The organism is Streptomyces cinereospinus (assembly GCF_042430725.1).
GTDB classification, from domain to species: domain Bacteria; phylum Actinomycetota; class Actinomycetes; order Streptomycetales; family Streptomycetaceae; genus Streptomyces; species Streptomyces cinereospinus.
Genome location: NZ_JBHMCY010000025.1, coordinates 33,944 through 58,747, shown reverse-complemented (window position 1 = coordinate 58,747; position 24,804 = coordinate 33,944). Strand labels below are relative to the sequence as shown.

At 74.7% G+C, this 24,804-nt stretch carries 21 protein-coding genes and 1 pseudogene; 7 read left to right on the top strand and 15 right to left on the bottom strand.

Features of this window, described 5'->3' with window-relative positions:
• Positions 1-439 precede the first annotated feature (439 nt).
• The 5 genes and pseudogenes from ACFF45_RS15435 to ACFF45_RS15415 form a co-directional block, all read right to left on the bottom strand.
• Positions 440-1,264, bottom strand: a pseudogene (locus tag ACFF45_RS15435) (SGNH/GDSL hydrolase family protein); the annotation flags it as partial.
• The gene (locus tag ACFF45_RS15430) at positions 1,261-2,424 is read right to left on the bottom strand and encodes a glycosyltransferase (protein ID WP_381346598.1); all 1,164 of its coding nucleotides are present in this window, start codon (positions 2,422-2,424) and stop codon (positions 1,261-1,263) included. The gene ACFF45_RS15430 and the pseudogene ACFF45_RS15435, both read right to left, overlap by 4 nt.
• Positions 2,421-3,548, bottom strand: coding sequence for a glycosyltransferase family 4 protein (locus ACFF45_RS15425; protein ID WP_381346597.1), 1,128 nt, complete (start codon positions 3,546-3,548; stop codon positions 2,421-2,423). Before ACFF45_RS15425 ends, ACFF45_RS15430 begins: the two co-directional genes overlap by 4 nt.
• Positions 3,549-3,741: 193 nt before the next feature.
• Positions 3,742-5,154, bottom strand: a complete 1,413-nt coding sequence (locus ACFF45_RS15420) for a HEAT repeat domain-containing protein (RefSeq protein ID WP_381346596.1) — start codon at positions 5,152-5,154, stop codon at positions 3,742-3,744.
• Between the two features lie 323 nt (positions 5,155-5,477).
• On the bottom strand, positions 5,478-5,870 hold the full coding sequence (locus ACFF45_RS15415; RefSeq protein WP_381346595.1) for an ankyrin repeat domain-containing protein: 393 nt from the start codon (positions 5,868-5,870) through the stop codon (positions 5,478-5,480).
• A gap of 294 nt (positions 5,871-6,164) precedes the next feature.
• On the opposite strand from ACFF45_RS15415, the gene ACFF45_RS15410 reads away from it, so the two are divergent.
• On the top strand, positions 6,165-6,359 hold the full coding sequence (locus ACFF45_RS15410; RefSeq protein WP_218513552.1) for a hypothetical protein: 195 nt from the start codon (positions 6,165-6,167) through the stop codon (positions 6,357-6,359).
• Between the two features lie 55 nt (positions 6,360-6,414).
• Positions 6,415-8,013 (top strand): hypothetical protein, encoded by a 1,599-nt coding sequence (locus ACFF45_RS15405; protein WP_381346594.1) that lies wholly within the window; start codon positions 6,415-6,417, stop codon positions 8,011-8,013.
• A 190-nt stretch (positions 8,014-8,203) separates the two neighbouring features.
• On the opposite strand, the gene ACFF45_RS15400 is transcribed toward ACFF45_RS15405, so the two are convergent.
• On the bottom strand, positions 8,204-9,703 hold the full coding sequence (locus ACFF45_RS15400) for an SCO1417 family PLP biosynthesis transcription factor (protein WP_381346593.1): 1,500 nt from the start codon (positions 9,701-9,703) through the stop codon (positions 8,204-8,206).
• Between the two features lie 195 nt (positions 9,704-9,898).
• On the opposite strand from ACFF45_RS15400, the gene ACFF45_RS15395 reads away from it, so the two are divergent.
• The 3 genes from ACFF45_RS15395 to ACFF45_RS15385 all read left to right on the top strand — a co-directional run bounded on the left by ACFF45_RS15395 (position 9,899) and on the right by ACFF45_RS15385 (position 12,705).
• On the top strand, positions 9,899-10,666 hold the full coding sequence (locus ACFF45_RS15395; RefSeq protein ID WP_381346592.1) for a glycerophosphodiester phosphodiesterase family protein: 768 nt from the start codon (positions 9,899-9,901) through the stop codon (positions 10,664-10,666).
• 51 nt (positions 10,667-10,717) lie between these two features.
• A complete protein-coding gene (locus ACFF45_RS15390; protein WP_381346591.1) occupies positions 10,718-12,064 on the top strand; it encodes an MFS transporter in 1,347 nt (448 codons plus the stop codon).
• Positions 12,065-12,330: 266 nt separating this feature from the next.
• Entirely contained in the window at positions 12,331-12,705 is a 375-nt protein-coding gene (locus ACFF45_RS15385; RefSeq protein WP_003977404.1) for an RNA polymerase-binding protein RbpA, read from the top strand.
• Positions 12,706-12,907: 202 nt separating this feature from the next.
• On the opposite strand, the gene fxsA is transcribed toward ACFF45_RS15385, so the two are convergent.
• The 4 genes from fxsA to ACFF45_RS15365 all read right to left on the bottom strand — a co-directional run bounded on the left by fxsA (position 12,908) and on the right by ACFF45_RS15365 (position 17,147).
• Entirely contained in the window at positions 12,908-13,486 is a 579-nt protein-coding gene (gene fxsA, locus ACFF45_RS15380) for an FxsA family membrane protein (protein WP_381346590.1), read from the bottom strand.
• A gap of 88 nt (positions 13,487-13,574) precedes the next feature.
• Positions 13,575-14,378: a polyprenol monophosphomannose synthase gene (locus ACFF45_RS15375; protein WP_381346589.1), complete on the bottom strand. Its 804-nt coding sequence runs from the start codon at positions 14,376-14,378 to the stop codon at positions 13,575-13,577.
• Between the two features lie 610 nt (positions 14,379-14,988).
• Positions 14,989-16,590 (bottom strand): amidohydrolase, encoded by a 1,602-nt coding sequence (locus ACFF45_RS15370; RefSeq protein WP_381346588.1) that lies wholly within the window; start codon positions 16,588-16,590, stop codon positions 14,989-14,991.
• 116 nt (positions 16,591-16,706) lie between these two features.
• Positions 16,707-17,147: an Lrp/AsnC family transcriptional regulator gene (locus tag ACFF45_RS15365; protein ID WP_381346587.1), complete on the bottom strand. Its 441-nt coding sequence runs from the start codon at positions 17,145-17,147 to the stop codon at positions 16,707-16,709.
• Positions 17,148-17,375: 228 nt separating this feature from the next.
• Between ACFF45_RS15365 and ACFF45_RS15360 the strand changes: the two genes are divergently transcribed.
• Entirely contained in the window at positions 17,376-17,822 is a 447-nt protein-coding gene (locus ACFF45_RS15360) for a hypothetical protein (RefSeq protein ID WP_381346586.1), read from the top strand.
• Positions 17,823-17,858: 36 nt separating this feature from the next.
• On the opposite strand, the gene ACFF45_RS15355 is transcribed toward ACFF45_RS15360, so the two are convergent.
• A complete protein-coding gene (locus ACFF45_RS15355; protein WP_465269418.1) occupies positions 17,859-18,905 on the bottom strand; it encodes an Rv3169 family protein in 1,047 nt (348 codons plus the stop codon).
• A gap of 558 nt (positions 18,906-19,463) precedes the next feature.
• Positions 19,464-20,636: an acyl-CoA dehydrogenase family protein gene (locus ACFF45_RS15350; RefSeq protein WP_381346585.1), complete on the bottom strand. Its 1,173-nt coding sequence runs from the start codon at positions 20,634-20,636 to the stop codon at positions 19,464-19,466.
• A 322-nt stretch (positions 20,637-20,958) separates the two neighbouring features.
• Between ACFF45_RS15350 and ACFF45_RS15345 the strand changes: the two genes are divergently transcribed.
• Positions 20,959-22,200: a glycoside hydrolase family 18 protein gene (locus tag ACFF45_RS15345; RefSeq protein ID WP_381346584.1), complete on the top strand. Its 1,242-nt coding sequence runs from the start codon at positions 20,959-20,961 to the stop codon at positions 22,198-22,200.
• A gap of 173 nt (positions 22,201-22,373) precedes the next feature.
• On the opposite strand, the gene ACFF45_RS15340 is transcribed toward ACFF45_RS15345, so the two are convergent.
• The 3 genes from ACFF45_RS15340 to ACFF45_RS15330 all read right to left on the bottom strand — a co-directional run bounded on the left by ACFF45_RS15340 (position 22,374) and on the right by ACFF45_RS15330 (position 24,770).
• On the bottom strand, positions 22,374-23,033 hold the full coding sequence (locus ACFF45_RS15340) for a TetR/AcrR family transcriptional regulator (protein WP_381346583.1): 660 nt from the start codon (positions 23,031-23,033) through the stop codon (positions 22,374-22,376).
• Between the two features lie 65 nt (positions 23,034-23,098).
• Positions 23,099-23,239: an SCO1431 family membrane protein gene (locus tag ACFF45_RS15335; RefSeq protein ID WP_381346582.1), complete on the bottom strand. Its 141-nt coding sequence runs from the start codon at positions 23,237-23,239 to the stop codon at positions 23,099-23,101.
• A gap of 154 nt (positions 23,240-23,393) precedes the next feature.
• Positions 23,394-24,770, bottom strand: coding sequence for a C39 family peptidase (locus ACFF45_RS15330; RefSeq protein WP_381346581.1), 1,377 nt, complete (start codon positions 24,768-24,770; stop codon positions 23,394-23,396).
• Between the last annotated feature and the right edge of the window lie 34 nt (positions 24,771-24,804).

The window sequence follows — 24,804 nt, the reverse complement described above, 5'->3', positions numbered from 1 at the left end:
GACGCCCGCGGACCTCGCCGCCATCGACCGCCGTCCACCCCCGACGCCCGCGGCCCTCGCCGCCATCGACCGCCGTCCACCCCCGACGCCCGCGGACCTCGCCGCCATCGACCGCCGTCCACCCCCGACGCCCGCGGCCCGGGGCGCCTCGCCCTCAGGCCGCCTCCGGGGCAGGCTGCTGCTCCCCCACAGGACGCTCCCCCACCGGGCGCTGTTCCACCACAGGCCTCTGATCCCCCACGGACCGCTGTTCCCCGATCGCACCCTGCTCCCCGACCGGCCGCTGCTCCCCCACCGGCCGCTGCCCCGACGCCGGCCACTGCCCAGACGCCGTCCGCTGCCCCGGCGCCGTCCGCTGCCCCGGCATCGACAGCCCCTCCGGCAGCACGGGCCTGCCCGGCTCCCAACGCTCCGGACGCGGCCCGGGCACCGGCACCGGCACCGGCAGTGCCGCCAGCGCCGTCGACACGGCGTTGGCCGACCGCAGGTCGAGCCGGGCGCTGGTGCCGCGCGCGCGGTGGCGCATCTCGACGGCCGCGAGGCGCAGCAGCTGGGGCAGCAGGTCGTTGCACCGGCGCACGATCCAGGCGGTGCCCGCGGTGGCCAGCCACAGCAGGCTGGCCGACCTGGTGGGCGGCGGGAACTCGGGGTCGGGCGCGGGCGCGCGCCCCGTCGCGAACCCGGCGTCCGCGAGCAGTTCGTGGAACCGGACGGCCAGCTGCCGGTGCCCCCGCTCCCCCGGGTGCAGCCGGTCGGCACTCCACATGGCCCGGTCGTCGATCCAGTCGCCCTCGGCCGCGTGCAGGTGCACGGCCCCGTAGCGTTCGGAGAGGGCGTGGACCACGGTGTTCACCGCGCGCTGCCGCCGGGCCAGCGGGTGCGCCAGCACCCCCGGCAGTCCGAGCATCCGGCCCGGGTCGGGCAGGCAGGCGGTGAGCACGGCCGTGCCCTGCACGGCGAAGGCCGCGTACACCTTGTCGAGGCGCTCGGTGATGTGGTGGATGTCGAACGTCCGGCGCAGCGTGTCGTTGACGCCGACGAGGACGGACGCGAGGTCCGGTCGCAGGGCGAGCGCGGCCGGCAGCTGGCTCTCCAGCACGTCGCGGGTCTGGGCCCCGCTCACCGCGAGGTTGGTGAAGTCGGCGGGTGGTTCGCACAGGCCGCCGGCGAGCAGCGCGGCCCAGCCGCGCCACCCGTTCCCCACGGGATCGCCCACCCCCTCGGTCAGCGAGTCCCCCAGGGCGACGTAGCGGACGGCTTTCATGCCGCGCCCTCCGCACGGGCGAAGGGGCGCTCGGGCACCGCCGCGTCGTGCACGGCGAGGAAGGCGTCCACCGCCGTGCCCCAGCCGAAGCACTCCGCCCGCGCGCGTGCGGTCTCCCGGCGCTCGCGCTCGGGACGGTCGAGCAGCATCTCCACGGCGTCCGCGAAGGCCTCCCCGTTGTCCGCCGCGGTGGCCCCGGCGGAACCGATCACCTCCGGCAGCGCGGAGGAGGCGCTCGCCACCACGGGCGTGCCGCAGGCCATGGCCTCCAGCGCGGCGAGGCCGAACGTCTCGGCCGGCCCGGGGGCCAGGGCCACGTCGGCGGTGGCCTGGAGCGCGCCGAGCAGGCTGCGGTCGGCGACGTGCCCGAGGAAGGTCACCGGCAGGTCGCGCTCCTGCGCCCGCTTCTCCAGACCGGCGCGCAGCGGCCCGTTGCCGGCCACCACGAGCACGGCGCGCACCCCGCGCTGGCGCAGCGAGTCCAGGGCGTCCAGGGCGGTGCCGGGCCGCTTCTCCACGGACAGCCGGGAGCACAGCACCAGCAGCTTCTCGTCCGCCCGCGCGTGGGTGTCGCGCAGCGCCGGGTCGCGCAGCGTGGGCCGCCGGTTCATCAGGTCGACGCCCAGGGGGGCCCGTACGACGTTGCGGGCGCCGATCCGGACGAACTCGCGTTCGGCGAACTCGGTGGTGCACACGACCTTCGAGTAGGTGTGGGCGGTGCGGACGTTGAGGGCGTCGGCGGCGCGCCGGGAGAGGTTCTCGGACAGGCCCCAGGTGCGCAGCACACCGTCGGCGGTCTCGTGGGAGACCATCACGGCGGGCACCCGGGCGCGCCGCGCCCACTTGCCGGTCCACCTCAGGGTCGTCCGGTCGGACACCTCCAGGCGGTCCGGGGCGAGTTCCTCCAGGAGGGCGGCGACGCGGCGCCTGTCGACCAGGACGCGGTAGCCGCCGGTGCCGGGCAGCACCGGTCCGGGCAGTGTGATCACCCGGCCCTGCTCGGTCTCGCGGTCGCTGTACTTCTCGCCCGGGACGATCAGGACCGGGTCGTGGCCCGCGACCTTGAAGCCCTTGCCCAGCTCGCGCAGCGCGGTGCGCAGGCCGCCGGAGGCGGGGGCGACGAAGTTGGCCAGGCGGACGATGCGCAGGGAGGTGTTCACGCCGCCACCGCCGGCCTGCGCGCGTCGAGCACGGCCTCGTAGTGCGCGAGGAGCTGGTCGCCGACGGCGGCCCAGGTGCGGCCCTCGACGGTGGCGCGCGCGGTGGTCCCGAAGGCGGTGCGCATCGCCGGGTCGGCGGCCAGGGCGGCCACGGCCTCCCGGACGGCGTCCGCGTCGCGCGGCGGGACGAGGAACCCGGTGCGGCCGTGGTCGACCAGGTCCCGGGGGCCGCCGGCGGCGGGCGCGACCACGGGGACGCCGCTGGCCATGGCCTCCTGCACGGTCTGGCAGAAGGTCTCGAACGGGCCGGTGTGGGCGAAGACGTCCAGCGAGGCGAAGATGCGGGCGAGGTCGTCGCCGGTGCGGCGGCCCAGGAAGACCGCGCCGGGCAGCGCCTCGGCCAGCCCGGGCCGGCTCGGCCCGTCACCGACGACCACCAGCCGCACACCGGGCAGGCCGCACACGCCGGAGAGCAGCTCGACGTGCTTCTCGGGTGCGAGCCGCCCGACGTAGCCGACGATCAGCTCGCCGTCGGGGGCGAGTTCCCGGCGCAGCGCGTCGTCCCGCAGCTCGGGGCGGAAGCGCACGGTGTCGACGCCGCGCCGCCACAGGTGCACCCGGGGCACGCCGTGGGCCTCCAGGTCGCCCTGGGAGACGCTGGAGGGGGCGAGGGTGCGGTCGGCGGCGGCGTGCACGGAGCGGATGCGCCGCCAGGCCGCGGCCTCGCCGGCGCCCACGTAGGTGCGGGCGTATCCGGCCAGGTCGGTCTGGTAGACGGCGACGGCGGGTACCCCGAGCCGGGCCGCGGCGGCCATGCCGCGGACGCCGAGGATGAAGGGGCTCGCCAGGTGCACGATGTCGGGCTGGTGCGAGAGCAGCGCGGCGGCCAGGCGCCGGCTGGGCAGGGCGACGCGGACCTGGGGGTAGCCCGGGAGCGGGAGGGAGGGGACGTGGACGACAGGGCACGGCGCGAGGGCGCCCACCTTGTTGCCCGGAGCGGGAGCCGGTGCGACGACGAGGGGAGCGTGACCGCGATCGACGAGGTGTCGGGCGGTCTGCAGCGCGCAATGGGCCACGCCGTTCACATCGGGGGGAAATGATTCGGTCACGATGACGACACGCATAGGGCTGTTGTCGCCACACTGGACGTGGCCGCGTCAACGTCGATCTTTCCGGCCGGGGAACGATCCATGAGCGTTGCACTGCACGCCCGGGCGCGTCGGCCCGCGGCCACGCGCCCCTGACCTCCGGGTCACCCGCCGTTCACCCGGCGGGTACTCCGGTGCCCGGTCACCCGGCGGGTGAGGGGGGCGGCGGTCACATGGCGTCCGGCCCGATCCGGCTGCGTACCGCCGTCTGGACCTCCGCCTCCTCGGCGGGGTCGGAGGCGAGCCGGCGCAGTCGCTCGACGACGCGGGTGTCTCCGGTCTCCGCGTGCCGGGCGGCCAGTTCCCGGGTGGTCTCCTCGCAGTCCCACAGACACTCGACGGCGAAGCCGGAGGGGAAGGACGGGTCGGTGGCGGCGAGGGCGCGGGCGGCCCTGCCGCGCAGATGGGACGAGGCGGTCTCACGGTACACGTGGCGCAAAACCGGTGCGGCGCACGCGATGCCGAGCCGGCCGGCACCGTCGACGAGGGTCCACAGGGTCGGCGCGTCGGGGCCCTCCGCCCGCACCGCCTCCCGGAGGGCGCCGAGCACCAGGCCGCTGTCCTGGGCACCGCCCCGGCAGGCGAGCACCCGCCCGGCGGCGGCGCCCAGCGGATCGGGCCGGCGGGCCCAGCCGCGGGCCCGGGCCACGGCGGCCGCGCCGCGCATCCGTTCGAAGGCGTCGACGGCGGCCTCCACGACCGGCGCCGGGCCGGCCACGACGGCCGCCTCGATCAGGTCGAGCGCCTCGGGGTCCTCGCCGTCGGCGAGGAAGCGCAGCGCGGTGCAGCGGGCACCCTCGCCGCCGTCCCTGGCGGCCTGGACGATCTCGGGCCGGTCCTCGGGTCCGGCGACGGCCGTGAGGCAGCGGGCGGCCGGGACGTGCAGCGCGACTCCGCGTTCGACGCCCTGCTGGGCCCACTCGAACACGGCTCGCACGCTCCAGCCCGGGCGGGGCCCGGCCGGCCGCAGCTGCCGCTGCCAGCGGTCGAAGCAGCCGGCCTCCCGGGCGGCACGCACCCGGGCACCGACGGACACGCGCGGATCGTCGGCCCACAGCCGCCATGGCCTCGGTTCGAAGGCGTCCCGCACGGCGGCGGCCAGTTCGGCCTCGCCCTCGGCGTCGGCCGGGAACCGGGCCAGCACGGGCGCGGCCAAGGCGCGCAGCCCGGCGTCGTCGTCGCGCAGGGCGAGCTCGTCCAGGGCCCAGGCCCAGTTGGCGCCGTGGGCGGCGTACCTGCGCAGCAGGGCGAGCGCGTCGCGCCTGCCGTAGGAGGCGAGGTGGCCGAGGACGGCGAGGGCGAGCCCGGTGCGGGACTCGTCGGTGTCGGCGAGGTCGTCGGGGTCGAACAGGTGCGCCTCGATCGCGTCCAGCCCGCCGTTCAGGTCGAGGTACAGGCGGGCGTAGTACAGGGAGCGGTTCTCCACCTGCCAGTCGTGGCGGGGGTCGCGCAGCACACAGTGGTTCAGGGCGGCGAGCGCCTCGGCGCGGGGGGCGGTGAGCGCGTGCAGCGTGCCGTCGCCGCGGCCCCGCTGGAGCAGGCCGAGCAGCGTACCGCTGGGCGCTATGACCGGATCGAACATGGGAAACACAGCCTCACATCAAGCGTCGACGCAACCGGGGAACGTGCTTTACCTGGCCGCGTGACGACACGTCGGGGCGCCCGCCGTCTTCTGCTTGCTGTAGACCATCTTTCTCTGCCTCTCGTCGGTGGCCCATGCGGGCCGCGTCACGGCCCGCGCGGTGCGGCAACACCTGCCCGGCCATCGCGTCCGTGAATCACGAGGTCATGATGACCCGGCGCTTCTCGATGCCGCGACCGAAATTTCCGGCGACAGTACCGCCTCCCCCGTTTTTCCGTGTCCTGCCCGGCCAAGAGGCCCGTCCTGCCCGGCCGGGTGGTGTCTCAGTGCGCGCCGAACAGTTTCAGCAGCTCCGCCTTGCCGAACATCCGGGCGGTGTCGACGGCCGACGGGGTGCCCGCGGCCGGGTCGGCGCCGCCCTCCAGCAGGGCCCTGATCACGTCTTCCTCGCCCTTGAAGACCGCCCCCGCGAGGGGGGTCTGGCCCCGGTCGTTGACCCGGTCGGCCTCGGCGCCGCGGGCGAGCAGCGCCCGCACCGTCCCGGCGTGCCCGTGGTAGGCGGCGAGCATCACCAGGCAGTCGCCGCGGTCGTTGGTGAGGCCGACCGGGACACCGGCGTCGACGTACGCCACGAGCGCCTCGGTCCGCCCCTGCCGGGCCAGATCGAAGATCTTGGTCGCGAGCTCCACGACCTCGGGGTCGGGGGCTTCAGTCATCGGCCGGACCGCCTCTCATCACGCACGAGTACGAACATCACCTGACCGCACCGCTGGGCTCTACGGGTGAATCGCCAGCGTACTGGCTGTGCGGCGACATGACGGGCCCCGCCCGAGGCAAAGATCACCGTGGCACCCGCCGGACGCAAGCCCACTGCGCCCCGGGCCTCCCCTGCTCGGCCGTCCGGTCGAAATCCACCAGTTTTCACCCACTTGCACCTTTAATCGTATGGATACATCCTGTGAGCCTGGAAGTACTCATGGTGACTGTCCCCCTCGACACCAGGAGACCTCATGATCCTCTCCATCTCTGGCGTGGTCCTGCTCGGCATCGTCGTCTTCATCTTCTGCCGCAAGGACGGACTGAAGTCGTCCCACGCGCTGATCGCGGCCCTGTTCGGCTTCTACCTGGCGAGCACGGCCGTCGCCCCGAGCATCAAGGCGGGCGGCGAGAGCCTGGCGAGCCTGCTGGGCGGTCTGAAGTTCTGACCCGCCGCCCTCCCGGACCCACCACCCCGTCCACCCGCACCTCCAGGAGACACCCGTGGCCCGGCGCCCCCTCCCCCGCATTCTGAGCAACGGCGGCACACAGCTCGCCCGGAGCCGGGATCTGGCCCGGACGGCGGCCGACAGCGCCACCGACGTCCTCCACCCGCTGATCCTGATCACCCGGGGTCTGCGCCGGCTGGCCACGGCCGGACGGCGCAAGTGGGCGGACACCCCCAAGGACAGGCGCGGCCCCCTGCTGTTCCTGGTGGCCTCGGTGATCCTCGTCGTGGCGCTGGCGCCCTACGGCCCGCTGCTCGCCGTCATCGCGCTGATGGCGGCGGCAGCCTGGCAGGGCCGCGAACGCACCCCGCCCACCCCCGAGGGGCCCGACGAGACCCGGCTCCAGCGCCTGCGGTCGCTGTACGAGGCGCTGGTCCCGTTCCTCTCCATCGCCGAGGACCCGGCACCCCTGTACGTCCACGGCGGCGAGTGGGACAAGGCCTTCCCGGAGTACGCGTTCGACGCCACGGGCCGGATCGCGCGGCTGGTGATCCAGTACCCGCCGTACTTCCCGGACGGCGATCCGGAGGCACGCGCGCGGGTCGAGCATCTGCTGACCGCCAAGTCGGGCCGCGGCCGCGAGTACCACTTCGCGTGGCACGAGGAGGGCAACCAGCTCACGGTCGCGGTCCTCGCGCCGCTGCCCACCGACATCGCCGCCCAGCGCTTCGTGACGGCGCCCGGTGAGACGGTCCTCGGTCTCACCGACGCCGGCGAGGTGCAGCGCACGCTGCCGCTCGTGCACGGACCGGAGCGGCGCGACGTGCCGCCCGTCGTCTGGCGCACGGGCATCCGCTCCACCGAGCCCCATCTGCTGGCCGTCGGCCAGCCGGGCAGCGGCACGTCGACCCTGCTGCGCTCCGTGGCGCTGCAGGCGCTGCAGTACGGCGACGTCCTCGTCGTCGACGGCGGCGGCACCGGCGAGTACGCCTGCCTGACGGGCCGGGACGGCGTCCTGGCCGTCGAGTGCGCGCCGGCCGGGGCGCTGGCGAGCCTGGAGTGGGCGGCGACGGAGACGGAGCGTCGGCTGATCGCCGTCAACCGCGCCCGGCAGGCGGGCCATCCGCCGCCGGAGGACACCAAGCGGCCGCTGTGGCTGCTGCTGGACCGCCCGTCCGCGCTGGCCCACGTGGCCTCCGCCGAGGGCCACAAGGACCCGCAGTCCCTGCTCCAGGTGCCGCTGCGGCACGGCCGCGCCGCGAACGTCACCGTGGTCGTCGCCGAGCACCTCGACCATGTGGACGCCCTGAGCGACCCGGTACGGCAGCACACCCGCGCGCGGGTGGTGCTCGGCCCCGCCACCAGGGAACAGCTCGTGACCGTCCTGGGCGCGCCCCCGCACACCACCCCGGTCCCGCACGCCCCGGCGGGCCGCGGCTACGCCCGCCTGGGCACCGGCCCGGTGCTGCGCCTCCAGGTCCCCGCGACCCCCGACCCCTACGACGACGCCACGAGCGACGCCCACCGCCAGGCGGTGCTGGACCTGCTCCCGCCGCGCACCACCCCGGCGGACGCGGAGCCGGACCTGGTCCCGGCGGCGGCGTCCGAGCCGGAACCGGTCCCGGCGGAGGCGGCGGTGGCGGAGCGCTCCTGAGCGGCCGACCGCAGCGCGGCAGCTCCGCAGGCCACGAACCCGGCCGGCCGGCCGCACGACCACCACACCACCAAGCGCTGACCGGCCGCGGCAGCACGGCAGCTCCGCAGGCCACGAGCCCGGCCGGCCGGGCTCGCACGACCACCACACCACCGACCCGACCGGCGGCCGGCCGCCCGCCGCGCTTCCCCTACGCCACGAACGTGCGCGGCGCCTCCGCGCCCACCGTCCCCCCGCTGCGCACCAGCCGGGCCGCCGCGGCCAGCCGGACCGCCGCCTCCCGCGCCACCGCTCCCCCCACGGTGAACGGCAGCCGCACATACCCCTCGAAGGCGCCGTCGACCCCGAAGCGGGGGCCGGACGGCACCCGGACCCCGACCCGCTCGCCCGCCTCCGCGAGCCGCGAGCCGGACAGTCCCCCGGTGCGCACCCACAGCGTCAGCCCGCCCCGCGGCACCTCGAACTCCCAGTCGGGCAGCTCCCGGCGCACCGCGCCGACCAGCGCGTCCCGGTTGTCCCGGGCCTGCCCGCGCCGCAGTTCCACGGCCTGCTCCCAGCCGCCGGTGCCGAACAGCCAGTGCACGGCGAGCTGCTCCAGCACCGGCGTGCCCAGATCGGCGTACGCGCGCGCGGCGACCAGGCTGCGGATGACGTCCGGCGCGGCCCGCACCCAGCCGATGCGCATCCCGGCCCAGAAGGCCTTGCTGGCGGAGCCGACCGTGATCACCGTGGAACCGGCCGGGTCGAAGGCGGACACCGGCCGCGGCATCCGCACGCCGGGGTCGAGCCACAGCTCGTTCATCGTCTCGTCGGCGACGATCACGGTGCCGGCCGACCGTGCCGCCTCGACCAGCTGCCGGCGCTGGTCCTCGCCGGCGAGCGCGCCGGTCGGGTTGTGGAAGTCGGCGACGACGTAGGCGATGCGCGGCGCCGCGTCCCGCAGGACCTGCCGCCAGCGGTCCATGTCCCATCCGGCGAGCCCCTCGGCCATCGCCACGGGCACCAGCCGGGCGCCCGCCGCCCGCATCAGCTGCAGGATGTTGGCGTACGACGGCGACTCGACCGCGATCCGCTCGCCGCGGCCCGCGAAGAGGTGGCAGATGGCGTCGATGGCGCCCATGGCGCCGGTCGTCACCATGATCTGCTCCGGCATGGTGGGGATCCCGCGCGCGGTGTAGCGCTCGGCGAGCATCGCCCGCAGCGCGGGCAGCCCGGCCGGGTAGTCGCCGTGCGTGTGCGCGTACGGCGGCAGCTCCTCCAGGGCGCCCTGCACGGCACGGGTGAGCCAGGGCTCGGGCGCGGGCAGCGCGGCACAGCCGAGGTCGATCATCGAGCCGAGCGCCTCCGGCGGCAGCGGCTCCAGCCCGCGCGCGGGGAGCGGGTTCCCGGCCGGCACGGCGGTCCAACTGCCCGCTCCGCGCCGGGATTCCAGGAATCCCTCGGTGCGCAGCGCCTCGTACGCGGCCGCGACGGTGGTCCGGCTGACGGACAGGGCCAGCGCCAGCTCCCGCTCGGCGGGCAGCCGCGCGGCCACCGGCACCCGCCCCTCCAGCACCAGCAGCCGGATGCCGTCGGCGAGCGCCCGGTAGGCCGGCGGACGGCGCGCGCCGGGGCCGGCCGGGCGGGTCTGCTGCGACTGGAGCTGCCGGGCCAGCTGTGCCGCACCCATCGCCGAGGTCCACTGCCCCATGCCGATCAGTCCACCTTCCCCGAATTGGCCTTTACGTGCGCTGTTCCTCCTGCCACAGCATGCCACGCGTCAGGCCACCCGTACCAACGGCGGTGGAACCGGCCCGCCCGGCGCGGACGGGTTCGCCGCCCCCTCGGCATCCGGCGGCAGCACCGTCGTTGCCACTGGTCAACCCCGGCGCGCGATACTGCGTCCGTGAGCACGCGCATACGCCATCCCTATCTCGACCACCCGGGCCCGATCGCCTTCGCCCACCGGGGCGGGGCCGCGGACGGTCTGGAGAACACCGTGCTGCAGTTCCGGCGCGCGGTGGAGGCGGGCTACCGATACCTCGAGACCGACGTCCACGCCACGCGGGACGGCCGGATCGTCGCCTTCCACGACGCGACGCTGGACCGGGTGACCGACGGGGCGGGCCGGATCGCCGACCTGCCCTGGGCCGAGGTGCGGCGGGCGCGCGTGGCCGGCGCCGAGCCGGTGCCGCTCTTCGAGGAACTGCTGGAGACCTTCCCCGAGGTGCGCTGGAACGTCGACCTGAAGGCCGAGTCGGCGCTGCACCCCTTCCTGAACCTGATCGGCCGCACCGAGGCCTGGGACCGGGTCTGCGTCGGTTCGTTCTCCGAGGCCCGGGTGGTGCGCGCCCAGCGTCTGGCCGGGCCGCGCCTGGCGACCTCCTACGGCACCCGGGGCGTGCTCAACCTGCGGCTGCGCTCCTGGGGCGTGCCGGCGGCGCTGCGCCACTCGGCGGTCGCCGCCCAGGTGCCCGAGACGCAGTCCGGCATCCAGGTGGTGGACCAGCGGTTCGTGCGGTTCGCCCACGCGCGCGGGCTCCAGGTGCACGTGTGGACGATCAACGAGGCGGAGCGGATGCACCGGCTCCTGGACCTGGGTGTCGATGGCATCATGACCGATCGCATCGACACGTTGCGCAAGGTCATGGAGGACCGGGGCGTCTGGGTCTGACGTCCGGGCCGCGCCCGCGCACGGCACTTCTCGGGGAAGCGAGGGCACGGGGTGGACACCGGGACCGTGCGCACGACGGCGGCCGACGACGCGGCCGGGCGGCGGCGCGAGCAGCGCGGCTGGTACTTCTACGACTGGGCGTGCTCCGTCTACTCGACGAGCGTGCTCACCGTGTTCCTCGGCCCCTATCTGACGTCGGTGGCCGAGTCGGCCGCGGACCCGGACGGCTTCGTCCACCCCCTGGGGATCCCGGTCCGGGCCGGTTCCTTCTTCGCGTACGCGGTGTCCCTGTCGGTGATCGTGGCCGTGCTGGTGATGCCCGTGGTGGGCGCCGCCGCCGACCGCACCGGCCGCAAGAAGCCCCTGCTGGGCGCCGCCGCCTACCTCGGCGCCGCGGCCACGGCCTGCATGTTCCTGCTGGACGGCGACCGCTATCTGCTCGGCGGCGCGCTGCTGGTCGTCGCGAACGCCGCGCAGTCCGTGGCGATGATGCTCTACAACTCCTACCTGCCGCAGATCGCTCCGCCCGAGGAACGCGACGCGGTCTCCTCGCGCGGGTGGGCCTTCGGCTACGCGTCGGGCGCGCTGGTCCTGGTCGCCGACCTCGTCCTCTACCTGGCCCACGACACCTTCGGCGTCTCGGAGTCCATGGCCGTGCGGATCTGCCTGGCCTCGGCCGGCCTGTGGTGGGGCACGTTCGCGCTGATCCCGCTCCGGCGCCTGCGCGACCGCCGCACGCCCGCGCGGGAGACGGCGGTCACCGGCTGGCGGCAGCTCGCCGCGACGGTCCGCGACATGCGCCGCCACCCGCTCACGCTCGCCTTCCTGCTGGCGTACCTCGTCTACAACGACGGCATCCAGACAGTGATCACCCAGGCGTCCGTCTACGGCTCCGAGGAACTGGACCTCGGCCAGTCCACGCTCATCGGCGCGATCCTGCTGGTGCAGGTCCTCGCGGTGTTCGGCGCGCTGGCGCTGGGCCGGCTCGCCCGGCGGTACGGAGCCAAACGCACGATCCTCGGCTCACTGGCCGCCTGGACGGTCGTGCTGGCCGCCGGGTACTTCCTGCCCGCCGGGGCGCCGGTGTGGTTCTTCGTGCTGGCGGCCGGGATCGGGCTCGTACTGGGCGGCAGCCAGGCCCTGTCCCGCTCGCTCTTCTCGCATCTGGTCCCGCCCGGCAAGGAGGCCGAGTACTTCTCGGCCTACGAGCTGAGCGACCGCGGGATGAGCTGGCTGGGCCCGCTGCTGTTCGGGCTCACCTACCAGCTGACCGGGAGCTACCGGGACGCGATCATCTCGCTGGTGGCGTTCTTCGTGCTGGGATTCGTGCTGCTGGCGCGGGTGCCGGTGCGGCGTGCCGTCGCGGAGGCGGGGAACCCGGTCCCGGAACGGATTTAGCACTGTCGGCGAAAGGGATGTAGTGTACGCGTTTGGCCTGCCAGGCGTACCGTTACTGCGCGTCAAAGATGCCGAAACGCTGGGTGACATCTGCTGTCAGATGTGACAAACCGGGCGCTGGTGGGTACAACATGGGCGGCTACGACGGCGACGCATGACCCGGAACGGGACTCCGAACGGGAATCTTTACCGCCGACCGGACGTTGACCGGATGACGACGACAGCGACACCTGTCCTGTGGGCGACAAGCCCGGGAGGCACGATTCATGAGTGAGCGAGCTCTTCGCGGCACGCGCCTCGTGGTGACCAGCTACGAGACGGACCGCGGCATCGACCTGGCCCCGCGCCAGGCCGTGGAGTACGCATGCGAGAAGGGGCACCGGTTCGAGATGCCCTTCTCGGTCGAGGCGGAGATCCCGCCGGAGTGGGAGTGCAAGGTCTGCGGGGCCCAGGCACTCCTGGTGGATGGCGACGGCCCGGAGGAGAAGAAGGCGAAGCCGGCGCGCACGCATTGGGACATGCTGATGGAGCGGCGCACGCGCGAGGAGCTCGAAGAGGTCCTCGAGGAGCGGCTGGCCGTTCTGCGTTCCGGCGCGATGAACATCGCGGTGCACCCCCGAGACAGCCGCAAGTCCGCGTAGTTCCTACCGGACCCGGGCGGGGTTTCACAGCACACGCCAGAGGACCGCGGGCGCCGTACGTGAAAGTGACGTACGGCGCCCGCGGTCACTGGTGTGCGGCGGGCGGTCACTGGTGTGCGGCGGGCGGTCACTGGTGTGCGGCGGGCGGTCACTGGTGTGCGGCGGGCGCCCCGTCCGTGGCCGTCGGGGACGCCCGCCGGGCTCAGCGGTTCAGCGGCGGGCGCGGCTCACGCGGGGCGTCGCCCGGCTCCTCCCGGATGACCTCACCCTGCACGACCTTCCCGTCCGGGCGGTGCATGCGGGCCTGCTGGAAGGCGTCGCCGAGGCTGCCGGGCGCGACGCGGCGCAGTCTGCGGTCCACGGCGCGCTCGGCACGGCGGGCGACGGCCTTCCGGACCGGGGGCAGCAGCAGGAGCAGGCCGGCCGCGTCCGAGACCGGGCCGGGCAGGATCAGCAGCAGGCCGCCGAGCATCATCAGGCCGCTACCGCCACCGCCACCGCCACCGCCACGGCCGTCGCCGGACGGCGCCACGCCGCGTTGCAGGGCCTCGTTCAGGTTCTGGAAGGCGCGCCGGCCCGCCCGCTTGACGACCGCCGCGCCGAGCACGAACCCGGCGGCCAGCAGCAGGAACACCGTGAACCCGCCCGCCGCGTCCGCGACCAGGGTGAGCAGCCAGATCTCCAGCACCAGCCACGCCGCGACGCCCAGCGGCAGGAAGGTACGCAGCCGCGAGCGCCGGGGCCGCGTGGCGGTGGAAGGGTTCGGTGCACCAGTCGTCATGCCCACAGTCTGCCCGGCCCCCGCTCAGCACGGGATAAGCGCCCTCCGCTGCCCGCCGGCGCCCCAGCGCGCCCCGCCCCCGTGCGCCCTACGGCCGCGACGGTCCGTCGCCCTTGCCCAGGAACTTGCCGACCCGCTCGCCCACGCCCCAGGTCGTGACCCGCCACAGCGCCTCGACCAGGATGTCGCGGCTCATCTTGGAGTCGCCGAGTTCGCGTTCGACGAAGGTGATCGGGACCTCGACCACGTGGTAGCCGGCCTTAACGGCACGGCGGGCGAGGTCGACCTGGAAGCAGTAGCCCTGGGAGGCGACGTCGTTGAGGCCGAGGCCCTCCAGGGTCTCGCGGCGGAAGGCGCGGAAGCCGCCGGTCACGTCCCGGATCGGCACGTCCAGCAGCACCCGCGAGTAGAGGCTGCCGCCGCGGGAGATGAACTCGCGCGACTTCGGCCAGTTCACGACCCGGCCGCCGGGCACCCAGCGGGAGCCGAGCACCAGGTCGGCGCCCTTGAGCGCGGTCAGCAGCCGGAGCAGCTCCTCGGGCTGGTGGGAGCCGTCGGCGTCCATCTCGATCAGGACGCCGAAGTCGTGCTCGATGCCCCACCGGAACCCGGCGAGATAGGCGGCCCCGAGGCCCTCCTTGCCCCTGCGGTGCAGCACGTGGACCTGCTCGTCACCGGCGGCCAGCTCGTCGGCGAGCTTGCCGGTGCCGTCGGGGCTGTTGTCGTCGGCCACCAGCACGTGCGCCGCGGGGACCGCCTCGCGCACCCGGCCGACGATGGTCTTGATGTTCTCCGCCTCGTTGTAGGTCGGGATGATCACCAAGGCCGTGCCGAGCGGGCCGAAGCGCCTCTCCTGGGCCTCGGCCGGCCGGTTCCCCTCGCCGTCGTTCACTGCTGCCCCTTCATGTCCGTACGCAGAGGTCCACCATAGTGGCCGCGGCCTGCGCCGACGCGACAGAACGTACGCATTGCGGTGTCGATCGGGCGAGCACGGGGCAAGGATGTTCCTTTGGCCCTCTATGCGGCCCCGTCCCGGCTCCCCGCCCGCTTCCCTTTGCCGCTTCCTCCGCGCTCCCGGGCCGGAAGGCGGCTCGGCCCGCTGCGGATGGAGGCCCGGCGCCCTTCGGGCCGACCTGGGACCCGCTGGCTGCGGATCGACCTGAAGCCGTTGTCTACTGAGCGCCCGGGCCCCATCCGGGTCACACCGTGCCGACCTGGCCGGAACGTCCCCCGCCGTGGCGCGGTCGCTGTGCCTGGCTCCCAGTGGCGGTGCCCCGGTGCGGTACACCGTCCCTGACCCAGCGGCGCCGCGAGGAGGGTGCGGACGGTGCCCGGTCGGGCGTCCCGTGGTGGACCCGGCCGAACCTACCGGCCCCGGGCCGCCGCCTGTCAACAGCCGTTCGACCTGGGCGTCTTCCCCTCGTACGGAGGCCCGCCCGGAGGATGCGCAGGTCGTGCGACACCGATTCGGGCGCCGATCCGCGTCGCGCCACCCCGGGAGATCACTCGCTCGGCCGCACGTACACGGTCCGGCCGCCGACGACGGTGCGCAGGCAGACCGGCAGCTCGCGGCCGGGGGTCAGATCGGGCAGTCCGGGGGTGCCGGAGCGCGGGTCGGTGGACCAGCGCGCGACCCGGTCGTCGGGCGCCTGCACCACCAGCTCGCCGGTGTGCCAGACGGCGTAGTCGGCGGGCGCGCCCGGCACCAGGACGCCCGCGTCGTCCCGTCCGACCGCCCGCCAGCCGCCCCGCGTGTGCGCCGTGAAGGCGGCGCGCACCGAGACCCGGTGCTCCGGCGTGCGGTGGAAGGCGGCGGCGCGGACGGTGCCCCACGGGTCGAGGGGCGTGACCGGGCTGTCGGAGCCGAGGGCGAGCGGGACCCCGGCGCGCAGCAGCGCCGCGAAGGGGTTGAGCAGGCGGGCCCGGTCGGCGCCGAGGCGCTGGGCGTACATGCCGTCCGCGCCGCCCCACAGCGCGTCGAAGGCGGGCTGGACGGAGGCGGTGAGGCCGAGTTCGGCGAAGGCCGCGACGGTCTCGGGGGTGAGCATCTCAGCGTGTTCGACGCGGTGGCGGGCGGCGCGGATCCGGGCCAGGCCGAGCTGCTCGGCGGCGGCGCGCACGCCCGCGACGACGGTGGTCACGGCGGCGTCGCCGATCGCGTGGAAGCCCGCCTGGAGGCCCGCCTCGGTGCAGGCGGCGACGTGCGCGGCGACGGCGGCGGCGTCGAGGTAGGCGGTGCCGGTGTGGTCCGCGTCGGCGTACGGCTCGTGCAGACAGGCGGTGTGCGAGCCGAGGGCGCCGTCGACGAACAGGTCGCCGGCCGCGCCGGCCGCGCCCAGCTCGCGCGCCTTGCCGGGGTCGCGCTCGGCCCAGTAGCCGACGACGCGCGGGCCGTCCTGCGCCGCCGCGAGCCGCAGCAGGCCGGTGAAGTCGTCCTCGGAGGAGATCTCCGGGCCGGCGCACTCGTGGACCGTGCCGATGCCGAGGGAGGCGGCGTGCGCGAGGGCGGCGCGCTGGGCCTCGGCGCGCTGGGCGGGGGTCACGGCCGCGAACGCCGCGGCGCGTACGGCGTGGTGGTCGCCGCGGGTGAGCGGCTCGTCCTGCCGCCGCACGCCGGGCACGAGGTCGAGCAGGGCCGTGCTGACCACCGCGGAGTGGACGTCGATGCGGCTGAGGTAGAGGGGGCGGTTGCCGGTGGCCTCGTCCAGTTCGGCGCGGGCCGGGGGCCGGCCGCCGGGCCAGCGCGCGGCGTCCCAGCCGTGGCCGAGCAGGACCCGGTCGTGCGGGCGGGCGGCGGCGAACTCCCGCACCCGGGCCAGCGCCTCGTCCAGCGAGCCGGCGCCGGTCAGGTCGAGGCCGGTGAGGGCGAGGCCGGTGGCGGTGGTGTGGACGTGCGCGTCGGTGAACGCCGGGGTGACCAGGGCCCCGGCCAGGTCGACCACCTCGTCCACGCCGTCCGTGAAGGCGTCGGCCGCGCCCTCGGAGCCGACCCAGGCGATCTGGCCGCGCTCGACGACCATCGCGGTCGCGAACGGGTCGGCGGGGCTGTGCACCTCTCCGCGGCGCAGCAGGACGGTCCTGGTCGGGGCGGTGCGTTCACTCATGGAGGACAGTCTCGCCCCTCACCACCGCCGCGGTGAACGCAGGGCCCCGGTGCGGGGCCCCGGCGCCCGCGAGTGCCCGGCTCCGCCCGCACGCCGGTCACCGGCCCGCGGGCGCCTCACACCCGGGGCGGCCGGGCCTCGTACGGCGTGGACAGCACCACCGTCGTGCGCGTCGACACCCCCGCCAGTGAGCGCACCCGCGCCAGCAGCTCCTCCAGCTCGTGCGGGGTGCCGACGCGCACCTTGAGGATGTAGTTCTCGTCGCCCGCGACGCTGTGGCAGGCCTCGATCTCGGGGACGCCTCCGAGGCGTTCCGCGATGTCGTCGGGGGCGCTGGGATCGAACGGCTTCACCGAGATGAAGGCGGTCAGCGGCAGTCCCACCGCCTCGGGGTCGACCACCGCGGCGTACCCGCGGATGACGCCACGCTGCTCGAGCCGGCGCACGCGCTGGTGCACGGCAGACGTGGACAGCCCCGTGGCCTTGCCCAGGTCGGTGTAGCTCATCCGCCCGTCCTTGACGAGCAGCTGCACGATCTGTCGATCCAGCTCCTCCATGGCGCAAGAACCTACAGTGCGGCTGACCTCATGGGACACCTCAGCACCACAGCTCGTCCCCGGTGCGGACACGCCGGGCGCGGCACCCGCACACAGCGTGTGACGAACGCCACAGGCTTCGAACAGGTCCCGTAATGAAGTCGTGATTACCCCGGAGGGCGGCTGGGAAGTGCTTGCTGTGGTCGAGGCCGCAGCGCCTTCACGGCCCAGCCCGAGGGGGAGAATCCCATGCAGACTGTCAAGCGCCCTGGTCGTAGCGTGCCCAAGCGGCAGCAGCCGGTCGTCGAGCCCGAGCCGGAGGGCGTCGAACCCGACCTCTTCGACGCCGAGGAGGCCGACGAACTCGACGCGTACGACACCTTCGAGATGTACCGGGTGATCTGCCCGGACTGCGCGCAGCCCATCGCCCTGCTCGCGGACGAGGACTTCCTCCCGGAGCACGCGCTGTGCGCCTCACCGTGGAACCCGTTCGGGCTCACGGTCTGCGCCGGTACGGGCCGCCGGGCCGCCGACGCGCGCCCCGCGGACGAGTCCTCCGAGCCGCAGGAGCAGGACACCGCCCTGCTGTTGACGCTCCCTCAGGGACTGGACTGGCGGACGCAGCCCTTCTCGCACGTCGGCGGCCCGGGCTCGCGGCCCATGCGGGTCCCCGTCATGCGCCGCCACGCCGCCTGAGCGGCTCCCGCCGGCATCTCGCCCCCCTTCGACGCGTCACTGCGCGCCGGAGTCGGACCCCGTGAACCCGTCCGGGCCGTGCCGCCCGGGAAAGCGGTGCCCGAACAGGTCGTGCCCGAACAACCCGTGCCCGGCGGAGCCGTGCGCTCGGGTGCCGTGCGCTCGGGTGCCGTGCGCTCGGGTGCCGTGCTCCGGGACGCCGTGCTCGAAGATGCCGTACCCCGTCTCGCCCGCCGGCCGGAAGCGGGCCGCGTGGCCGGTGACGCCGGGCGCGGCGAGGAGGGGGCGCGCGGCCGGGCCGGTCAGGTCGTGGGCGCGGCGGCCGGGGTCGCCGCGGTGTCGCCGGTCACCGGCGGGCGGCCGGCCGGCGGCCGGGGTGAGCGGGGCCGACGTCAGGACCTCCACGTCCAGTTCCAGCGGCTCGCGCGGGTCGCCGAGGCGGATCAGGGCACGTTCCGGGTGCCGGGTGCCGGGGCGGTAGGCGATCTCCGGCCGGACCGGGCCGAGCCGGCGGTCGGGATGGTCCGGGCGCACGACGGTCGCGTCGTTCAGCGCGCGACCGCCGTCGGCGTCCTCCTGCACGATCACCATCAGGAACCGGTCGTCGCAGCGGACGGGGCACCACACCCGCCGCAGTCCCCCGGCCGGGTACTCCCCGGCGAACCGCCCGCCGTCCTCGCCCGGGAGCGGCCGCACGCCCCAGCCGCGGCCGCGGGTGCCGGTCCACTCGCCGGCCCTGAGGCGGATCTCCCGGCCGCCCGCCCGGATCCAGCCGACGCACCGGCCCGCCTGCACGAACCGCTGCCCCCGCGGCGGTCGCCGGCTGCCGCGGGGGCAGCGGCTCCCACAGCGGCGGGAAGTCTGCCGACCAGCGGATCTCGTACGACAGTCCGCCCGGTCGTCAGGGGCGGCGGCGCAGCTCAGCACGTACTCGCGCAAGGGGTGCTCGACCCGGATGCGCAGCGGGCCGACCGCGAGGCGCATCCGGTCGTCGCCGAGGACGTCCGAGGCGCGTACGGCGTGCAGGGTGTCGCCGGTGCGCAGGGTGGCGTACGCCTCGGTCTCCTCGGTGTCGGGGTACACGCCGAGCCCGGTGGCCGGCAGGGCGCGGCCCCCGGTGGTCGAGGACGTGGAGGACGGTGTGGTCGTACGCGGTCCGGTCCTCGGTGGCGACGTGCTTCATCGACAGGGGCACCTGGTGGACCGGGTAGTCGTCGAGCGGCACCGGACGGTCGTCGGCCACGGCGGACCTCCCCGGACGCAGTGGGGTTGACGGTATGTCAGCAGCGCGGCGGCGGCCAGGGACGGAACAGGACGGTGCGTGAACTCACGCCCGATTCCCCGGGCGGGCGACCTGTCCTACCGTCGCGTTGCCCAGGTATGACCCCCACCTCCTCCACGACCGGGCGTCAGTACCGCGCGCACGTTCCCCGGTACGCAGAATCGCTTCCGCGCCCCCCGCACGCCCCGCACGCCCCCCCCCGCAGGCTCCCGTCCCGCCGCCGCCTCCCCAGCCGCTCCCCGACCCGCCGGTCCACCGCGAGCTGATGCGCAGCTGGGCCCACCGCGGCCGCACCCTGCCGGGGCGCCACGACCCGGAGTGGGTCCGGCTGGCGGCGCCCCTGGTCGGACCGGGGCAGTTCAGCGCGTCTCCGGGCCCGCGAGGTGACGGGCGATGACCATCCGCTGAATCTGGTTGGTGCCCTCGACGATCTGGAGGACCTTGGCCTCGCGCATGTACCGCTCGACCGGGAAGTCGGCGGTGTAGCCGTAGCCGCCGAGGATCTGGACGGCGTCCGTGGTGACCTTCATGGCGGCGTCGGTGCAGTGCAGCTTGGCCATCGCCGCCTGCCGGGCGAACGGCCGCCCGGCGTCGCGCAGCCGTGCCGCCGCCAGGTACAGCGCGCGGCCCGCCTCGATCTGCGTCGCCATGTCGGCGAGCAGGAAGCGCAGCCCCTGGAAGTCGGCGATCGGCCGCCCGAACTGGCGGCGCTCGGCGGCGTAGGCGAGGGCCTCGTCGAGCGCCGCCTGGGCCAGCCCGATCGCGCAGGCCGCGATGCCGAGCCGCCCGGAGTCGAGCGCGGCCAGGGCGATCGCGAAGCCCTGCCCCTCCTCGCCGACGCGCCGGGCGTCGGGGACGCGCACACCGTCGAGGTGGACCTGGGCGGTGGGCGAGCCCTTCATGCCCATCTTCCTCTCGGGCGCCGCCGCGCTCAGCCCCTCGGCGCCGCCGGGCACCAGGAAGGCCGTGATGCCGCGCGGGCCCTCCCCGCCGGTGCGGGCCATGACGGTGTAGAAGTCGGCGACACCGCCGTGGGTGATCCACGCCTTGGTGCCGGTGATCACCCAGTCGTCGCCGTCGCGGACGGCCCTGGTGCGCAGGGCGGCCGCGTCGGAGCCGGAGGCCGGCTCGGACAGGCAGTAGGCGCCGAGCAGGCCGCCGCCGAGCATCGCGGGCAGGTGCTCGGCCCGCTGCTCCTTGGTGCCGTGGGTGGCCAGGGCGTAGGAGGCGAGGGTGTGCACGCTGACGCCGAGGCCGACCGTCAGCCGGGCCGCGGCGAGCTCTTCGAGGACCTGGAGGTAGACCTCGTACGGCTGGTCGCCGCCGCCGTAGTCGGCGTCGTACGGCAGGCCGAGGAGTCCGGAGCGGGAGAGCAGGGTGAAGACGTCGCGCGGGAAGCGTCCGGCGTCCTCCTCCTCGGCCGCGCGCGGGGCGATCTCGCGCTGGGCGATGTCGCGGACGAGCGAGATCAGGTCCCGTGCCTCGTCCGTGGGCAGTAGCCGGTCCACCTGCTGCGGGGCGCGGTCGGGCATGGCGACGCTCTCCTCCCTCTCGGGCGCGGCGGCGGACGTGCGCCATGGGTGGGCGGCTCCGCCGGGTCTCACTGTCGCGGCCGATGCTCCGGCTCCCGGGTCGCGGAAAGACGCTGACCAGCGGCTGCGCGCTGTGAGTATGCCCGATCGGACGCACCGCGTCACCAGTTAACGACCGCTTACTTCAGGATCCTCCCGGCCCGGCATCTTGGTCCGCACCATTGACCGACTGGTCTAGTCCTCCTACTGTGGCGGATCACCAACGCTTCATCGCGTTCATGCCAATCGGCAGTCCCCCTCTCCCCCACGAGGAGACCCTCCGATGCACATCCGTCTCAGCCCCCGCGCCCGCTTCCGGGCGCTCGTCGCCGCCGCCTGTTCCGCCGCCCTCGGTGCCGGTCTCCTCTCCGGCGTCGGCGCCGCCACGGCCGCGCCGGCCGCACCGGCCGGGGAGCAGGCCGCCGGTTCCAGGGTCGTCGGCTACTTCACCGAATGGGGCACCTACGACCGCAAGTACCTCGTCAAGAACATCGAGACCTCCGGCTCCGCCGCCGAGCTCACCCACATCAACTACGCCTTCGGCAACGTCACCGGCGGCAAGTGCGCGATGGGCGACGCCTACGCCGCCACCGACCGCACGCACACCGCCGCCGAGTCGGTGGACGGTGTCGCGGACACCTGGGACCAGCCGCTGCGCGGCAACTTCAACCAGCTGCGCGAGCTGAAGAAGAAGCACCCCGGTCTCAAGGTCCTCTGGTCGTTCGGCGGCTGGACCTGGTCGGGCGGCTTCGGCGAGGCCGCGAAGAACCCGGCCGCGTTCGCCCAGTCCTGCTACGACCTGGTCGAGAACTCCCAGTGGGCGGACGTCTTCGACGGCATAGACATCGACTGGGAGTACCCGAACGCCTGCGGCGCCGGCTGCGACACCAGCGGCCGGGCGGCGTACAGGAACCTCATGGCGGCGGTCCGCGCCACGTTCGGCTCCGGCAACCTGGTCACCGCGGCGATCCCGGCGGACGCGGCCGCCGGCGGCAAGATCGACGCGGCGGACTACGCCGGCGCGGCCCAGTACGTCGACTGGTACAACCCGATGACGTACGACTACTTCGGCGCCTGGGACGCGACCGGGCCGACCGCCCCGCACTCCCCGCTGACCTCCTACTCGGGCATCCCCAAGGCGGTCAACCACACCTCCGCGACCATCGCCAGGCTCAAGGACCTCGGCATCCCGTCCGGCAAGCTGCTGCTCGGCATCGGCTTCTACGGCCGCGGCTGGACCGGCGTCACCCAGGCGGCCCCGGGCGGCACGGCCACCGGCCCGGCGGCCGGCACCTACGAGCAGGGCATCGACGACTACAAGGTGCTGAGGACCAAGTGCCCGGCGACCGGCACGGTGGGCGGCACCGCCTACGCAAAGTGCGGCAGCGACTGGTGGAGTTACGACACCCCCGCCACCATCGCGACCAAGATGGCGTACAAGAACCAGCAGGGCCTCGGCGGCACCTTCTTCTGGGAGCTGAGCGGGGACACCGCGAACGGTGAGCTGATCAAGGCGATCAACTAGTCCCGCGGCAGGCAACGCCTGCCCGTGGCGGAGCGGCGTCCGGTGCGGGAGTGCGTGCCGGGCTTCGCGACGGGGCGAACGTTGCCTGCCGCGGCACTAGCCGTGCCGGGGGCGGGGGTGCGCGAGACCTCCGCCTTTCCCGTGTGCTCCCCCACGCGGCTGCCCGCGCTGCTTCACGCGCCCCGGCGGGCGGGCTCCGGGGCCGGATACGCGGGGTCCAGCTCCTCGATCGCCCGCAGGGCGCCGCCCAGGGTCTTCACCAGCAGCTCGCACATGGTCTCGCGGGTGAGCCCCGGCCGGTCGATCCAGTCCAGGGTGGTGCCCTCGACAGCGCACACCCAGCCGAGCAGGCCCATCCGCGCCACCGGCGCGATCTCCCGCCGGCCGTACGCCCCTTCGGCGACGGTCGCGACGATCACCTCGCGCACCCCGTCCCGGATGGCCTGCACCTCGGTGTCGAAGCCGACGCCGCCGCTGACGATCGTGCGGTAGGCGGCGTGGTTGTGCTCCGCGTAGCGCAGATAGCCGTCGATCGTGCGGTGCACCCGGTCCACGGGCGCGAGCTCCAGACCGCCGGCCGCGAAGGCGACCAGGTCGGCGACCGAGTCCTGCACGATGGCCAGGTAGTAGCCGCGCTTGGACCGGAAGTAGTAGTAGATCAGCCCTTTGGCGACATGGGCCTGGCGGGCGATGTCGTCCATCGAGAGCGCGTCGTAGGACGTGTCGGCGAACAGCCTCCGCCCGATGGCGAGGAGCTCGGCGCGGCGCGCCGCCGACCGTTCGGTGCCGCGCGCCCGGGGCCGGGCGGCGTCGCGCTGGTGGCTGATATTCACTTTCGACCCTGGTTTTAACGGGCGGCGGGACCTCCGCAGTATGGCAGGTCAACCTGCCCGTCGGATCACAGCAGTCCCAGCTGGGTCACCAGCATCGCCAGCACCACGACGAGGACCCAGCCCATGACGTGTTCGACGATCTTGGGGCCGTTGTCCGAGGGGCCGCCGGTGCGGACGCGGGCGGCGGTGGCTGACTGTGCGGTCATGGCTTCTCGCTGTGGGTCGTGCGTGCAGTGGACTCCCCCCACCGTGCTCCCCCTCCGTGCTGTCCACCTTGCCACCGGGAGCGGCTTCCGGGCCGGAGAGGTTGGTCACAGCGGACGGTCCCCGGCACGTGGCCGGGGACCGTCGCGGCGCGGTTCAGCGCACGCCCACCGCCGCGAGCGCCAGCAGCTGGCCGGCGGTCGGACGCGCCGGGAAGAACAGGTAGCAGACGCCGCCGGTGCCGGAGACGACCTTGCCGGAGGCGTTGTACCGCTTGGTCCGCAGCCAGATGTTCTCCCACTCGCGCCGGTCGTAGACCCGCCGCACCGCCTCGTTGCTCGGCGACGCCGGGTCGTTGGCGATCACGTCGCCGTCGGCGGTGAAGCCGATCACGGTCATCAGGTGGCCGGAGGTGCCGTAGCCCGCGCCGGTCAGCTCCTTCTCCAGGAAGGACTGGGAGGTGATGACGGGGATGCCGGCCACGATCAGCGTCTCCAGGTCGGCGAGCGAGCCGAGCCGGGTGACCACGCCCTGCAGGCCCGGGAAGGTGGCCGCGTAGGCGGCGTTGAAGGGCCAGTTGCCGCAGCCGGCGTACTGGTGGTCGTACGTGGCGCGGGCCGCGTGGCACACCTGCGGGTCGGCGTAGGCCGGATCGACCCAGGCCAGCTGCTCGGCGGTGAGCCGGCCGCCCCAGTACTCGACGACCATCTGCGAGGAGGTGGGGCTGCACCAGGCCTCGCCGCCGTTGTCGTACTCGGGGTACTGCCCCTGGTGGATCTCCTGCGAGTACCTCGGCACGATCAGTTCCCGGGCCGGCCTAGGCGTGGAGGCCGGGACCGTGAAGCGGTCGGGGACGTCGGAGCCCATCGCGCCGAGCCGCCAGACCGTGGGCGTGAGCGCGGTGCCGGGCGTGCGGAAGAGCGTCAGGCGCAGGCGGTAGGCGGCCACGCGCAGGCCCGAGGACGGGTCGTCGACGGCGAGGGTGTCCGTCCAGACGGTGCTCCTGCCGTCGCTCTGGCCGTCCACCGAGGTGCGCCTGATGTCCTGGTCGCCGGCCGCCCAGCGGCCCATGACGTACCAGGGGGTCTGAGTGCCGTCGGAGTAGGTGCCGCGCAGGTCGGCCTGGATCCAGGTGCCGGCCGGGGTGTGCGCGTTCCAGGAGGCGATCAGCTCGGTGGCGGGGACGGCCGGCCGGTGCTCCGGACCGGTCCAGGTCGCGTACTCCCAGGCGGCGGTGGTGCCGGTGTGCGGGTCCGGGTAGGCCGTGGTGCCGGCCGGGACGGCGATCGCCACGCCCGGACGGGCGCCGGGGACGGCCCGGGTGCCCTCGTGGCCTCCCCCGCGCCAGTCGGTGTACGTCGTCCAGAAGCGGTTGTCGACCGGGCCGGCCGGCGTCCTGGCGGGGCCGGCCGTCACCGGGTCGCCGGCGTGGGCGGACGGGGCGGCCGCCGCCGGGCCCGCGCCGCCCGCGACGGCGGTGGCGACCGCGGCGGCCAGGAGGGCTCTGCGGGAGGGCTGTGCGGCTCTGCTCATGGGCGGATGACTCCCGGGGTCCGAGTCGGGGCGG